General features: G+C 59.7%; 12 protein-coding genes. 9 read left to right on the top strand and 3 right to left on the bottom strand.

Annotated features, from left to right (window positions below):
* Position 1 precedes the first annotated feature (1 nt).
* On the top strand, positions 2 to 502 hold the full coding sequence (locus GNG29_RS06970) for a fimbrial protein (RefSeq protein WP_103181052.1): 501 nt from the start codon (positions 2 to 4) through the stop codon (positions 500 to 502).
* Here the strand turns inward: GNG29_RS06970 and dinG are convergent.
* Together dinG and rhlE are read right to left on the bottom strand one after the other, a co-directional pair.
* Positions 489 to 2,666 (bottom strand): ATP-dependent DNA helicase DinG, encoded by a 2,178-nt coding sequence (gene dinG, locus GNG29_RS06965; RefSeq protein WP_156654133.1) that lies wholly within the window; start codon positions 2,664 to 2,666, stop codon positions 489 to 491. The two genes, GNG29_RS06970 and dinG, sit on opposite strands and share 14 nt — an antisense overlap.
* Positions 2,667 to 2,761: 95 nt before the next feature.
* Entirely contained in the window at positions 2,762 to 4,123 is a 1,362-nt protein-coding gene (gene rhlE / locus GNG29_RS06960) for an ATP-dependent RNA helicase RhlE (protein WP_103178778.1), read from the bottom strand.
* 270 nt (positions 4,124 to 4,393) lie between these two features.
* Here rhlE and cecR point away from each other — a divergent pair, with 270 nt between their 5' ends.
* The 5 genes from cecR (at position 4,394) to GNG29_RS06935 (ending at position 10,133) form a co-directional block, all read left to right on the top strand.
* Complete coding sequence (cecR, locus tag GNG29_RS06955; RefSeq protein WP_103178777.1) at positions 4,394 to 5,071, top strand: transcriptional regulator CecR; 678 nt, start codon at positions 4,394 to 4,396, stop codon at positions 5,069 to 5,071.
* Positions 5,068 to 6,063 carry a secretion protein HlyD gene (gene hlyD / locus GNG29_RS06950; protein ID WP_156654132.1) on the top strand — a complete coding sequence of 332 codons (996 nt, stop codon included), beginning with the start codon at positions 5,068 to 5,070 and terminating at the stop codon, positions 6,061 to 6,063. Before cecR ends, hlyD begins: the two co-directional genes overlap by 4 nt.
* Entirely contained in the window at positions 6,056 to 7,792 is a 1,737-nt protein-coding gene (locus tag GNG29_RS06945) for an ATP-binding cassette domain-containing protein (RefSeq protein ID WP_103181051.1), read from the top strand. Before hlyD ends, GNG29_RS06945 begins: the two co-directional genes overlap by 8 nt.
* Positions 7,785 to 8,918 carry an ABC transporter permease gene (locus GNG29_RS06940; RefSeq protein ID WP_156654131.1) on the top strand — a complete coding sequence of 378 codons (1,134 nt, stop codon included), beginning with the start codon at positions 7,785 to 7,787 and terminating at the stop codon, positions 8,916 to 8,918. The genes GNG29_RS06945 and GNG29_RS06940 overlap by 8 nt, the downstream gene beginning before the upstream one ends.
* Positions 8,919 to 9,026: 108 nt before the next feature.
* Positions 9,027 to 10,133 carry an ABC transporter permease gene (locus tag GNG29_RS06935; protein ID WP_103178774.1) on the top strand — a complete coding sequence of 369 codons (1,107 nt, stop codon included), beginning with the start codon at positions 9,027 to 9,029 and terminating at the stop codon, positions 10,131 to 10,133.
* Here GNG29_RS06935 and GNG29_RS06930 read toward each other — a convergent pair.
* A complete protein-coding gene (locus GNG29_RS06930) occupies positions 10,095 to 10,505 on the bottom strand; it encodes a YbhQ family protein (protein ID WP_114315572.1) in 411 nt (136 codons plus the stop codon). The two genes, GNG29_RS06935 and GNG29_RS06930, sit on opposite strands and share 39 nt — an antisense overlap.
* Positions 10,506 to 10,637: 132 nt before the next feature.
* Between GNG29_RS06930 and GNG29_RS06925 the strand changes: the two genes are divergently transcribed.
* The 3 genes from GNG29_RS06925 to GNG29_RS06915 are packed head-to-tail and all read left to right on the top strand — an operon-like array spanning position 10,638 to position 13,599.
* On the top strand, positions 10,638 to 11,399 hold the full coding sequence (locus tag GNG29_RS06925; RefSeq protein WP_103178772.1) for an endonuclease/exonuclease/phosphatase family protein: 762 nt from the start codon (positions 10,638 to 10,640) through the stop codon (positions 11,397 to 11,399).
* Complete coding sequence (clsB, locus tag GNG29_RS06920) at positions 11,396 to 12,637, top strand: cardiolipin synthase ClsB (RefSeq protein WP_103178771.1); 1,242 nt, start codon at positions 11,396 to 11,398, stop codon at positions 12,635 to 12,637. Before GNG29_RS06925 ends, clsB begins: the two co-directional genes overlap by 4 nt.
* Positions 12,637 to 13,599, top strand: coding sequence for a YbhN family protein (locus tag GNG29_RS06915; protein WP_103178770.1), 963 nt, complete (start codon positions 12,637 to 12,639; stop codon positions 13,597 to 13,599). Before clsB ends, GNG29_RS06915 begins: the two co-directional genes overlap by 1 nt.
* The last annotated feature ends 35 nt before the right edge of the window (positions 13,600 to 13,634 follow it).

Below are 13,634 nucleotides of genomic sequence, written 5' to 3'. Positions count from 1 at the left end.
GATGAAATATGTAGCCCTGCTCGTGCTGCTGGCCAGCCTGCCCGCCTCAGCCACCGACGTGCTCCTCAGCATCAAAGGCAATATTTACGATACGGCCTGCGAGGTGGACAGCACCAGCCAGAATAAAGTGGTCAATCTCGGCCAGGCGGTGGCCAGTGATTTTAAAGCGCCGGGGGATGTCGGCGTGTGGAAAAATTTTGATATCACCATTTCGCATTGCCCGCAAAGCCTCACCCTGGCGACGATCAACCTGGAGGGGCAGCGCGACAGGCTTCATCCGTTCAAGTTCGCCAACACCGGTACGGCGAAAGGGCTGGCGCTGGAACTGGGCGACCGCACCGACTCGATCATTCTGGCGCCAGAAGCGCGCTTCAATGCGGTAATTGACCCGATCACCCACAGCGCCGATTTCCCGATGGCGGCACGCTATTACGCCTCGTACGTTCCGGTCCACGCGGGGGAGTTTTCAAGCACGGTGCTGTTTACCTTCACTTACCAGTAGGACCACGCCCCTTAGCACGGATGCTTTTCCTGCGCCCGGCGGCAAGCTTAGCCGGGCGTTTTTTTACTTCGGGAACCTCAGGCTGTTCGATGGGAAAGACCGGCAGGGCATTCAGCAACCGCTTGCCGTAGTTTTTGGTCAACAGCCGCTTATCGTAGATCACCACTTCGCCCCAGCAGCTGTGGCTGCGGATCAGGCGCCCGACCTGCTGGATCAGGTTGAACGACGCCGCAGGCAGACTCTGCACCTCAAACGGGAAGCGGTTCAGGCTTTTCAGCCACTCGCCTTCGGTGAGCACCACCGGGCTGTCGATAGGCGGGAAGGCAATCTTATGGATATGCACCTGGGTCAGGTAGTCGCCCTTCAGATCCAGCCCTTCGGCGAAGGACTGGAGCCCCACCAGCACGCTGCGCTCTCCGGCCTCGATACGTTTACGGTGCAGCTCTACCAGCCGGTAGCGGGGCTGATCCCCCTGAACCAACAGCAACAGGCGCAGGTCGGTGACAAAGGTTAAAAAGAGGTTCATTGCTCGGGCGCTGGCGAACAGCACCAGCATGCCGGGATACTTTTTACTCTCCAGCTGTTCGCGAAAGTAGGCCGCCATTTCGGCCAGGTGCTGCTCTTCGTTGTCAATCAGCGGCTCATACTGCATACGCGGGATCACCAGCTTGCCCTGCTCGCAGTGGTTGAACGGCGAGTCGAGGGCCACAAAGCGATCGCCCGCCTTCTCCTTCAGACCGCTCATCTCCTGCAGGCGGGAGAAACTGTTCAGCGAGCGCAGCGTGGCGGAGGTCACCACCACATGCGGAACGCTGCGCCAGAGCAGCTTTTCCAGCTGATCGCTGACGCGAATGCCCGCGCAGTGGAAGAAGAGATGCACCTGCCCCTCCCGGACCTCCCGCGTCGCCCACTTGGTGACCGGCGCGCCGGAGGCCTGGGCCATCGACGCCAGCCGCCACAGCTTGCTCTGCCCCTCGAACATACCCAGGGCACGGTTCATCTGCAGCAGCACCCGGTGGACACGCACCACGTCATGGGTGCCGGTTTTTTCACTGAGATCGTTTAAAAACAGCTCCGCCAGCCCACGCAGTTTTTCAATAAGCTGCGCCAGCTCGCGGCAAAGATCCATGATCTCCTCCGGCAGCGTGCCCATCTCAAAGCGGTGCTCTGCTTCCTGGCCGGGTGGCAGATAGAGATTGAGCATGTTATTCAGCGAGGCGATATGGCTATAGATCGTTTCGCAGTGCTCGCTGAGGCGCTCCGGGATCGCCAGCGGCGGAATGGTTTTCGGCCGGAACTGATCCATGCAGGTCGCCACCAGCTTGCAGAACAGATCGAGCTGCAGGCGGAACCAGGGGGCCGTGATCTCGGCGCTCATCTCCAGCGCGTCGCGGGCGACGTCCGGCAGGTGGTGCCCTTCATCCAGCACCAGCAGCAGATTTTTCGGATCCGGCAGCACAGCTTCGCTCTCCATCGCCGCCATAACCAGCGCATGGTTGGCGACCACCACTTCAGCCTCCTGAATTTCGCGGCGGGCAACAAAGAACGGGCATTCGCGATAGTAGTGGCAGTTGCGGTTCAGACAGCTGGCCTTATCGGTACTGAGCCTGCGCCAGAGATCGTCACTGAGCGCCTGATCGGTGTGATCCCGCAGGCCATCCCATTTATAGCTATCGAGATCGGCCTTAAGCCGGGCGCACTGCTCCTGCTCGGCCTTGTTGTTGGGGGTCAGCTCGTCATCCAGAAAGGCCAGCAGATCCTGCTGGGTGGGCTCGGTGCTGGCAAGGGCGGTTAAGTTGCGCGGGCAGACATAGCGCCCGCGACCAAAGGCGGCGGTGAAGCGCAGCTCGGGAATAATTTTGCGCAGCAGCGGCAGGTCTTTGCTGTAGATCTGATCCTGCAGGGCGACGTTGGCGGTACTGACCACCAGCGTCTTTTGTTCTTCCCGGGCGATAGCGATGCCGGGGATCAGGTAAGAGAGGGTTTTACCGACGCCAGTCGGGGCTTCAATTGCCAGATGTCGGCCCTCGTCACCGGCCAGCGTTTTTGCCACATCGGCAATCATCTGCCGTTGCGGTGCGCGGGGAATGAAGTCGGGGATCTGCTGTTGTAGCGCCTTATACCAGGCGGCAATTTGCGCTTTCAGCGCGGCGGTTAAAGCCATGATGAACCTGAAGTACTGTATAAACAGCCACTATTGTGGCACTTTCTCAAGCGGGCCGCAAAAGAAAAGCCCGGCTTTACGACCGGGCTTCCAGATTACTGCGCTGCTGACGGCTTGCGCGGACGGCGTCGACGCTGGCCTTCACCCGCCGGTTTGCCCTCGCCATCGCGACGCGGCGGTTTATTTGCCGCTTTCGGCGCGCCGCCTTCGCTACGGCGCGGCTGCTGCTGACCACGTCCACCGCCGCCCTGCCCGCGTCCACCGCCCTGACCACGCCCGCCCTGACGCCCGTTCTGGATCGGCTCGGCCTTGATGGACGGATCAACGTCATAGCCCTCGAGGGCGATACGCGGGATCTCTTTTTTCAGCAGGCGTTCAATGTCGCGCAGCAGCTTGTGCTCATCAACACAGACCAGCGACAGCGCTTCGCCTGTTGCCGCCGCGCGACCGGTACGGCCGATACGGTGGACATAATCTTCCGGGACGTTCGGCAGCTCGTAGTTCACCACGTGCGGCAGCTCTTCGATATCCAGGCCGCGGGCGGCGATGTCGGTTGCCACCAGTACGCGGATATCACCCGATTTGAAATCGGCCAGCGCGCGGGTACGTGCCCCCTGGCTCTTATTTCCGTGGATGGCCGCGCTGCGGATGCCGTCTTTGTTCAGCTGTTCCGCCAGGTGGTTCGCCCCGTGCTTGGTACGGGTAAAGACCAGCACCTGCTGCCAGTTGCCTTCGCCAATCATCTGGGAGAGCAGTTCGCGCTTGCGCTTTTTATCAACAAAGTGAACATGCTGGGTCACCTGTTCGGAGGCGGTGTTGCGACGCGCCACTTCCACTTCCAGCGGATTGTGCAGCAGCTTTTCCGCCAGGCCTTTGATCTCGTCGGAGAAGGTTGCAGAGAAGAGCAGGTTCTGACGGCGGGCCGGCAATTTTGCCAGCACGCGACGAATATCGTGGATAAAGCCCATGTCCAGCATGCGGTCGGCTTCGTCGAGCACCAGGATCTCCACGCTGTCGAGCTTAACGGCGTTCTGGTGTTCCAGGTCGAGCAGGCGGCCCGGGGTGGCGATCAGCACGTCCACGCCGCCGCGCAGTTTCATCATCTGCGGGTTGATGCTCACCCCGCCAAACACCACCAGCGAGCGGATGTTGAGATAGCGGCTGTACTCACGCACGTTCTCACCCACCTGGGCGGCCAGTTCACGGGTTGGGGTCAGGATCAGGGCGCGTACCGGGCGACGGCCTTTGGCGTGCGGTTCGCTTGAGATGAGGCGTTGCAGCAGCGGCAGGGTAAAGCCGGCAGTTTTACCGGTCCCGGTCTGGGCGCTGGCCATCAGATCGCGGCCTGCCAGTACAGCAGGAATGGCCTGCTGCTGGATAGGGGTCGGTTCGCGGTAACCCTGCTCCGCTACAGCGCGCAGAATTTCCGGGTTCAGGCCAAGGGTATCAAAAGACATAACAACTCCGAACCGCCCCGACCATTTTCAGGTGTAGTTTTCAGGGAGATATAACAAATGAAAGGACAAAAACCACGGTGTCGCGAAGCAGCGGAGTGTAGCAGCTTTTGTGACTTGGCGCATAAATTATCCTGCAAACTCATAACTCCGCGTTATTACCTGTGCCGGGCAACGCCGTGCCGCCCGGCGCAAAACGTGCCGACAAAAGTGGACAAGCTCAAAAAACAGTCATACTCTTAATCAATCGATTGATTAATTTTGTGTGCCGCTATGAATCCGATCCCGACCACCACCAAAGGTGAGCAGGCTAAAAGCCAGTTAATCGCCGCCGCGCTGGCGCAGTTTGGCGAATATGGGCTGCATGCCACCACCCGCGATATCGCCGCGCAGGCGGGGCAGAATATCGCCGCCATCACCTACTATTTTGGCTCGAAAGAGGATCTCTACCTCGCCTGCGCCCAGTGGATCGCCGACTTCATTGGCACCCAGTTTCGCCCCCACGTGGAGGAAGCCACCACGCTGCTTGCCGAGCCGTCGCCGGATCGCGCGGCCATTCGTGGCCTGATCCTAACCGCCTGCAACAACATGATTCAGCTGCTGACCCATGACGATACGCTGAACCTGAGTAAGTTTATTTCACGCGAGCAACTCTCGCCCTCTGCCGCTTACCAGCTGGTCCACGATCAGGTTATCGCCCCGATGCACTCCCACCTGACCCGGCTGGTGGCGGCCTATACCGGGCGTGACCCTCTTGATACGCAGACCATTTTGCATACCCATGCCCTGCTGGGGGAAGTGCTCGCCTTTCGCCTGGGGCGTGAAACCATTCTGTTACGCACCGGCTGGACCGAATTTGATGAGGATAAAGCGCTGCAAATCAGTCAGGTCATCACCTGTCATGTCGATTTGATCCTGCAGGGCTTAACGCAAAGGAGCCTGGAGTCATGAAAAAACCTGTCGCCATTATTGTGGCTGTGGTGGTTGTGCTGGCAGCCGGTATCGGCGGCTGGCTGTGGTATCAGAGCCAGCAGGATAAAACGCTGACCCTGTACGGTAACGTCGATATCCGCACCGTGAACATGAGCTTTCGCGTCGGCGGACGGCTCGCCTCCCTGAGCGTGGATGAAGGTGATGCCATTACCGCTGGTCAGACGCTGGGCACGCTGGACAAGGCGCCCTACCAGAATGCGCTGTTGCAGGCCCAGGCGGGGGTTGCCGTGGCACAGGCGCAATACGACTTAATGCAGGCGGGCTACCGTGACGAAGAGGTCGCCCAGGCCGCCGCCGCCGTTAAACAGGCGCAGGCCGCCTATGACTACGCGCAGAACTTCTTTGTCCGTCAGCAGGGATTGTGGAAAAGCCGCACCGTGTCGGCCAACGATCTGGAGAACGCCCGCTCCTCGCGGGATCAGGCTCTGGCGACGCTGAAATCCTCCCAGGATAAGTTGCGCCAGTACCGCTCCGGCAACCGCGAGCAGGATATCGCCCAGGCAAAAGCCAGCCTCGAACAGGCCCAGGCTCAGCTGGCGCAAGCGCAGCTGGATCTGCACGACACTACCCTGGTGGCCCCGGCCAACGGTACCCTGCTGACACGCGCCATGGAGCCCGGCAGTATGCTGAACGCGGGCAGTACGGTACTGACCCTCTCCCTGACGCGTCCGGTATGGGTGCGGGCTTACGTCAATGAAGCCAGTCTCGGCGAGGCGAAACCGGGGCGCGAAGTGCTGCTCTATACCGACAGTCGCCCCGACAAGCCGTACCACGGGAAAATCGGCTTTGTCTCCCCGACCGCGGAATTTACGCCGAAAACCGTCGAAACCCCGGACCTGCGTACCGATCTGGTCTATCGCCTGCGCATTATCGTGAACGATGCCGACGATGCCCTGCGCCAGGGAATGCCGGTGACCGTCAGCTTCGACAATGGGCAAGCCCATGAGTGATGCGGTGATCCAGCTTACCGGCCTGGTCAAACGCTTTGCCGGGATGGACAAACCCGCCGTCGCGCCGCTCGACTGCACGGTGCATAAAGGCTACGTCACCGGGCTGGTCGGCCCGGACGGCGCGGGCAAAACGACCCTGATGCGGATGCTTGCCGGCCTGCTGAAGCCCGACGAAGGCAGCGCCAGCGTGCTGGGGCTGGACCCGGTTCGCGACGATCGCGCCCTGCATGCGATGCTGGGCTATATGCCGCAGAAGTTCGGACTGTATGAAGATCTGACGGTGATGGAGAACCTGACCCTGTATGCCGACCTGCGCAGCGTCACCGGCGAAACCCGGGAGAAAACCTTTCAGCGCCTGCTTGAGTTTACGTCGCTCGGCCCCTTCACCGACCGGCTGGCGGGCAAGCTCTCCGGCGGCATGAAGCAGAAGCTGGGGCTGGCCTGTACGCTGGTGGGGCAACCGAAGGTGCTGCTGCTGGACGAACCCGGCGTCGGCGTGGATCCCATCTCCCGTCGCGAGCTGTGGCAGATGGTGCATGAGCTGGCAGGCGACGGGATGTTAATCCTCTGGAGCACCTCCTATCTCGACGAAGCGGAGCAGTGCCGCGACGTGCTGCTAATGAACGAAGGGGAGCTGCTCTATCAGGGCGATCCCACAGCCCTGACCCGGAGCATGACCGGGCGCAGCGTGCTGCTGCACTCTCCCCACGAGAACAACCGCCGCCTGCTGCAACGGGTGCTGAAGCTGCCCCAGGTGAGCGACGGCATGATCCAGGGGAAATCGGTGCGGGTGATCCTCAAAAAAGAGGCCCGCGCCGACGATCTGCGCCGAAACGCGGATCTGCCGGATCTGGCGATTGATGAGACTGCGCCGCGGTTTGAAGATGCCTTTATCGATCTGCTCGGCGGCGCAGGCACCGCCGAATCGCCGCTGGGGGCGATCCTGCATACCGTGGAGGGCACCCCCGGCGAGACGGTGATCGAGGCCAAATCCCTGACCAAAAAATTTGGTGATTTTGCCGCTACCGACAATGTGAACTTTACGGTAAAACGCGGCGAAATCTTCGGCCTGCTGGGCCCTAACGGCGCGGGTAAATCCACCACCTTTAAAATGATGTGTGGCCTGCTGGTGCCCACCGCCGGCAAAGCGCTGGTGCTGGATATGGATCTGAAGGTCAGCTCCGGCAAAGCGCGCCAGCATCTGGGCTATATGGCGCAAAAGTTCTCGCTCTACGGCAACCTGACGGTTGAGCAAAACCTGCGCTTTTTCTCTGGCGTCTACGGCCTGCGCGGGCGGGTGCAGAATGAAAAAATCGCCCGCATGAGCGAGGCGTTTGGCCTGCGCCAGGTCGCCGGCCAGGCCACCGACGCGCTGCCGCTCGGGTTCAAGCAGCGGCTGGCGCTGGCCTGCTCGCTGATGCACGAGCCGGACATTCTGTTTCTTGATGAACCCACCTCCGGGGTCGATCCCCTCACCCGCCGGGAGTTCTGGCTGCATATCAACAGCATGGTGGAAAAGGGGGTTACGGTGATGGTGACCACCCACTTTATGGACGAGGCGGAGTATTGCGACCGGATTGGGCTGGTCTATCGCGGCAAGCTGATTGCCCACGGCACACCCGACGATCTGAAAGCCCAGGTGGCGGATGCGCAGCAGCCCGATCCCACCATGGAACAGGCGTTTATCACGCTCATTAACGACTGGGATAAGGAGCATGGCCATGTCTGACAAAGCCCTCTCCTGGCGTCGGGTCCGCGCCCTGTGCATCAAAGAGACGCGGCAGATTGTGCGTGACCCGAGCAGCTGGCTGATTGCGGTGGTGATCCCCCTGCTGCTGCTCTTTATCTTCGGCTACGGCATAAACCTCGACTCCAGCAAGCTGCGGGTGGGGATCCTGCTGGAGCAGCACAGCGAAGAGGCGCTGGACTTCACCCATACCCTCACCGGCTCGCCCTACATCGACGCCACCATCAGTGACGATCGCCATAAGCTCACCCAGATGATGCAGGCCGGACGCATTCGCGGGATGATTGTGATCCCGGGGGATTTTGCCGCCCGCATGGCGCGCCCGAACGATACCGCTCCGATCCAGGTGATCACCGACGGCAGCGAGCCCAATACCGCCAACTTCGTGCAGGGCTACTCAGAGGGGATCTGGCAGCTGTGGCAGATGCAGCGGGCGGACGATCGCGGCGAGACGTTTGAGCCGCTGATTGACGTCCAGACCCGCTACTGGTTTAACCCGGCGGCCATCAGCCAGCACTTTATTATTCCCGGTGCGGTAACCATTATCATGACGGTGATCGGCGCCATTCTGACCTCGCTGGTGATTGCCCGCGAGTGGGAGCGCGGCACCATGGAGGCGCTGCTCTCCACCGAAGTGACGCGCACGGAACTGCTGCTGTGCAAGCTGATCCCCTACTATTTCCTCGGAATGCTGGCGATGCTGCTCTGCATGCTGGTATCCGTATTTATTCTCGGCGTGCCCTATCGCGGCTCGCTGCTGGTGCTGTTCGCCATCACCAGCCTTTTCCTGCTCAGCACGCTGGGGATGGGGCTGCTTATCTCCACCATCACCCGCAACCAGTTTAATGCCGCCCAGGTGGCGCTGAATGCCGCGTTTTTGCCGTCGATAATGCTGTCCGGGTTTATTTTCCAGATCGACAGTATGCCGGAGGTGATCCGCGCGGTGACCTATATCATCCCGGCGCGTTATTTCGTCAGCACCCTGCAAAGCCTGTTCCTGGCGGGCAATATTCCGGTGGTGCTGATGGTGAACCTGCTGTTTTTGATTGCCTCGGCGGTAATGTTTATCGGCCTGACATGGATGAAAACCAAACGGCGCCTGGATTAGCCGTCGTGCATCGATTGTGCCCGGTGGCGCTACCTTACCGGGCCTACAAGGCCCGTTGATTTTGTAGGTCGGGTAAGCGATAGCGCCACCCGACGAGAGGACGACACTATGTTTTACCGTTTATGGACATTGATTCGCAAAGAGCTGCAATCCCTGCTGCGCGAGCCGCAGACCCGGGCGATATTGATTCTGCCGGTGCTGATCCAGGTGCTGCTCTTCCCCTGGGCGGCCACCCTGGAGGTGACCAACGCCACGATCGCTGTCTATAACGAAGATAACGGCAAACATTCGGTGGAGCTGACCCAGCGTTTCGCCCGCGCCAAAGCCTTTACCCATGTGCTGATCCTGAAGAGCCCACAGGAGATCCAGCCCACCATCGATACGCAAAAGGCGCTGCTGCTGGTGCGCTTCCCGGCCGATTTTTCCCGTAACCTCGACACCCTGCAAACTGCCCCTATGCAGCTCATTCTCGACGGGCGTAACTCCAACAGCGCGCAAATCGCCGCCAACTACCTGCAACAGGTGGTAAAGGATTACCAGCAGGAGCTGATGGCGGGCAAACCGAAACCGAACAACAGCGAGCTGGTGGTGCGCAACTGGTATAACCCGAACCTCGACTACAAATGGTTTGTGGTGCCGTCGTTGATCGCCATGATCACCACCATTGGGGTGATGATCGTCACCTCCCTGTCGGTGGCCCGGGAGCGCGAACAGGGCACCTTCGATCAGCTGGTGGTCTCCCCGCTGGCGACCTGGCAAATCTTTGTCGGTAAGGCGGTCCCGGCGCTGATTGTCGCCACTTTCCAGGCCAGCATTGTGCTGGCGATTGGCATCTGGGCCTATCACATCCCGTTTGCCGGATCGCTTCTGCTCTTTTACTTCACAATGGTGATTTACGGGCTGTCGCTGGTGGGGTTTGGTCTGCTGATCTCGGCGCTCTGCTCGACCCAGCAGCAGGCGTTTATCGGGGTGTTCGTCTTTATGATGCCCGCCATTTTGCTCTCGGGCTACGTCTCGCCGGTGGAGAACATGCCGGTCTGGCTGCAGAACTTAACCTGGGTGAATCCGATACGGCACTTCACCGATATCACCAAGCAGATCTATCTCAAGGATGCGAGTCTGGATATTGTCTGGGGGAGTTTGTGGCCGCTACTGGTGATAGCGGCCGTGACGGGTTCAGTGGCGTACGCGATGTTCAGGCGGAATATCGCGTAGCTTTTTGTCTTTGGTTAACAGGGAAACGATCGCGGGCCCAGCAAGGATAGCCAGCCCTGCGACAGCCAGCAAAAAGTTGTTTTGCAGCACGCGGGACAACAGCCACAGCACAATCAGTGCCGCGCCAAAATACCAGGTGGTGGTGAGCTCTTCGAGCACATCCGCCACTTCGCGCCAGCGCGCTTCATGATGACGCTGTAAAAAGAGCATCAACAGGACAGTCACGCCGTACAGCACGCATAATCCTAAGCCGACCCGCACCAGGGTACCGCTCATCCAGGCCATCACCAGCACGGCCACCACCAATAAATGCAACATAATCTGCCAGCAACTCAGGCCGGTTGCGACGCGTATGCGTTGTTGCCACTTCATGGCACTCTCCTGAAGGATTTTACTCTGCCTGTTCAGACTATCGCACTTTACGGAAAATTCCGTAACACAGCACCTTTTTGTGACGACGACTACACTTTATTTTCATCAGGATAGTGACGCGGGAAGGAGTGTATGGCCCAACAAACCCGGCATTTTTCGCTTAAAGTGTTAACAATCAATATTCATAAAGGATTCGCGGCTTTTAACCGCCGTTTCATTCTGCCCGAACTGCGTGACGCTGTACGAACCGTCAGCGCGGATATCGTCTGCCTGCAGGAGGTGATGGGCGCGCATGAAGTTCATCCTTTGCATGTGGAAAACTGGCCCGATACCAGCCACTACGAATTTCTCGCCGACACCATGTGGAGCGACTACGCTTACGGGCGTAATGCCGTCTATCCCGAGGGGCATCACGGCAATGCCATTCTCTCCCGCTACCCTATCGAACACTATGAAAATCACGATGTCTCGGTGGGCGAGAGTGAAAAACGTGGGCTGCTTTACTGCCGTGTCGCGATCCCGGAGCTGAGCAGATCGCTGCATGTGGCCTCGGTCCACCTTGGCCTGCGCGAAGCGCACCGCCAGGCCCAGCTGCAGATGATGACCGAGTGGGTCAACGGCCTGCCGGAAGGCGAACCGGTGGTGGTCGCCGGAGATTTTAACGACTGGCGCCAGCGCGCCAACCATCCGCTGAAAACGGGGGCCGGGTTAGAAGAGATCTTCACCCTCGCCCACGGCAGGCCCGCCCGTACCTTCCCGGTGAGATTCCCGCTGCTGCGTCTGGACAGGATCTATGTCAAAAACGCTCACGCCAGCAGCCCCACCGCGCTGGCCCTGAGCAACTGGCGTCACCTTTCCGACCATGCGCCGTTAAGTGCGGAGATTCATCTATGAAATGTTCATGGCAAAGCGGCAACCGGATAAAGCTGCTGGAAAATGGCGATCAATATTACCCGGCGGTATTTGCCGCCATCGAGAAAGCGCAAAGCCGGGTACTGCTTGAAACCTTTATCTGGTTTGAAGACAACGTGGGGCGAAAACTGCATTCGGTGATCCTGCGGGCGGCCCAGCGCGGGGTGCATATCGAAGTGCTGCTGGACGGCTACGGCTCCCCCGACCTCAGCGATGAATTCGTGGGGGAACTCACCTCAGCAGGGGTGGTATTCCGCTACTACGATCCACGCCCGCCTCTGCTGGGTATGCGTACCAACGTCTTCCGCCGCATGCACCGTAAAATTGTGGTGGTGGACGATCAGGTGGCCTTTGTGGGCGGGATTAACTATTCCGCGGAACATATGTCGGACTACGGTCCTGAAGCCAAACAGGATTATGCCGTTCAGGTCGAAGGCCCGGTGGTACAGGATATTTTGCAGTTTGTCGTGGAAAACCTCCCCGGCAAAGCCGCAGTGCGTCGCTGGTGGAAGCGGCGTCATCGCGCCGAAGAGAATACCAAACCGGGCGAAGCGCAGGCGCTGTTTGTCTGGCGCGATAATGAAGAGCACCGGGACGATATTGAGCGGCACTATCTGAAGATGCTGACCAACGCCCGTCGGGAGGTGATTATCGCCAACGCCTACTTCTTCCCGGGGTATCGCCTGCTGCACGCCATGCGTAACGCAGCCCGGCGCGGCGTGCGGGTTAAGCTGATTGTGCAGGGCGAGCCGGATATGCCCATTGTGACCGTGGGCGCCCGCCTGCTCTACAACTATCTGGTAAAAGGCGGCGTCGAGATTTACGAATACCGCCGTCGCCCGCTGCACGGCAAGGTCGCGCTGATGGACGATCACTGGGTAACTGTCGGCTCCAGCAACCTCGATCCCCTTAGCCTGTCGCTGAATCTGGAGGCCAACCTGATTATTCACGATCGCGAGTTTAACCAGACCCTGCGTGACAATCTCACCGCCATCATCGCCGAGGATTGCGTCCGGGTGGATGAGTCGATGGTGCCGAAACGCACCTGGTGGAATCTGGGCAAAAGCGTGGTGGTGTTCCACTTCCTGCGCCATTTCCCGGCGCTGGTCGGCTGGTTGCCTGCGCATACGCCTAAACTGGCGCAGGTCCCCCCGCCGGTACAACCCGAGATGGAGACTCAGGATCGCGTTGAGGCGAGCAACACGGGGGTAAAACCCTGATGAGCAAAAAACATTCGCGCTGGCGTCTGGCAAAAAAGATCCTCACCTGGGTATTTTTTATAGCCGTTGCAGTGCTGCTGGTCATTTACGCCAAAAAAGTCGACTGGGGCGAGGTGTGGAAGGTCATCCGCGACTACGACCGTGTGTCGCTGATGGGCGCCGTGGCGCTGGTGATACTGAGCTTCCTGCTGTATGGCTGTTACGACCTGCTGGGACGAGTCTACTGCGGGCATAAGCTGGCCAAGCGCCAGGTCATGCTGGTGTCGTTTATCTGCTACGCCTTTAACCTGACCCTGAGCACCTGGGTGGGCGGCATCGGCATGCGCTACCGGCTTTACTCCCGCCTGGGACTGCCCAGCAGCACCATCACCCGCATCTTCTCCCTGAGTATTACCACCAACTGGCTGGGTTACGTTCTGCTGGGCGGGGTAATCTTCACCGCGGGCGTGGTGCAGTTGCCCGCTCACTGGTATATCGATCAGTCGACGCTGCGCATTATTGGCATCGTGCTGCTGCTGGTGATTGGGTTCTATCTGTGGGCCTGCGCGTTCGCTAAGCGGCGCCATGTAACCATCAAAAAGCAAAAGCTTGTGCTCCCCTCCTGGCGCTTTGCGCTGGCGCAGATGGGCATTTCCGCCGCCAACTGGATGGCGATGGGGGCCATTATCTGGCTGCTGATGGGTGAAGATATCAACTACTTCTTTGTGCTGGGCGTGCTGCTGGTGAGCAGTATCGCCGGGGTGATTGTCCATATCCCGGCCGGGATTGGGGTGCTGGAAGCGGTGTTTATCGCCCTGTTAGCGGGGGAACATGTCTCTCACGGTACCATCATCGCCGCCCTGCTGGCCTATCGTATGCTCTACTATTTCCTGCCTCTGGGGCTGGCGACGGTCTGTTATCTGGTGCTGGAGAGCCGGGCGAAGAAGTTGCGGGCCAAAAACGAACAACAGATGGCGAAGTAGTGGCGGGACTGGCCGGGTGGCGCTGCGCTTACCCG

The sequence above is a fragment of the Leclercia sp. Colony189 genome, from assembly GCF_009740165.1.
Taxonomy (GTDB): Bacteria; Pseudomonadota; Gammaproteobacteria; order Enterobacterales; family Enterobacteriaceae; genus Enterobacter.
The sequence above is the reverse complement of the archived record's forward strand: the minus strand, read 5'-3'. Positions and strand labels throughout refer to the sequence as shown.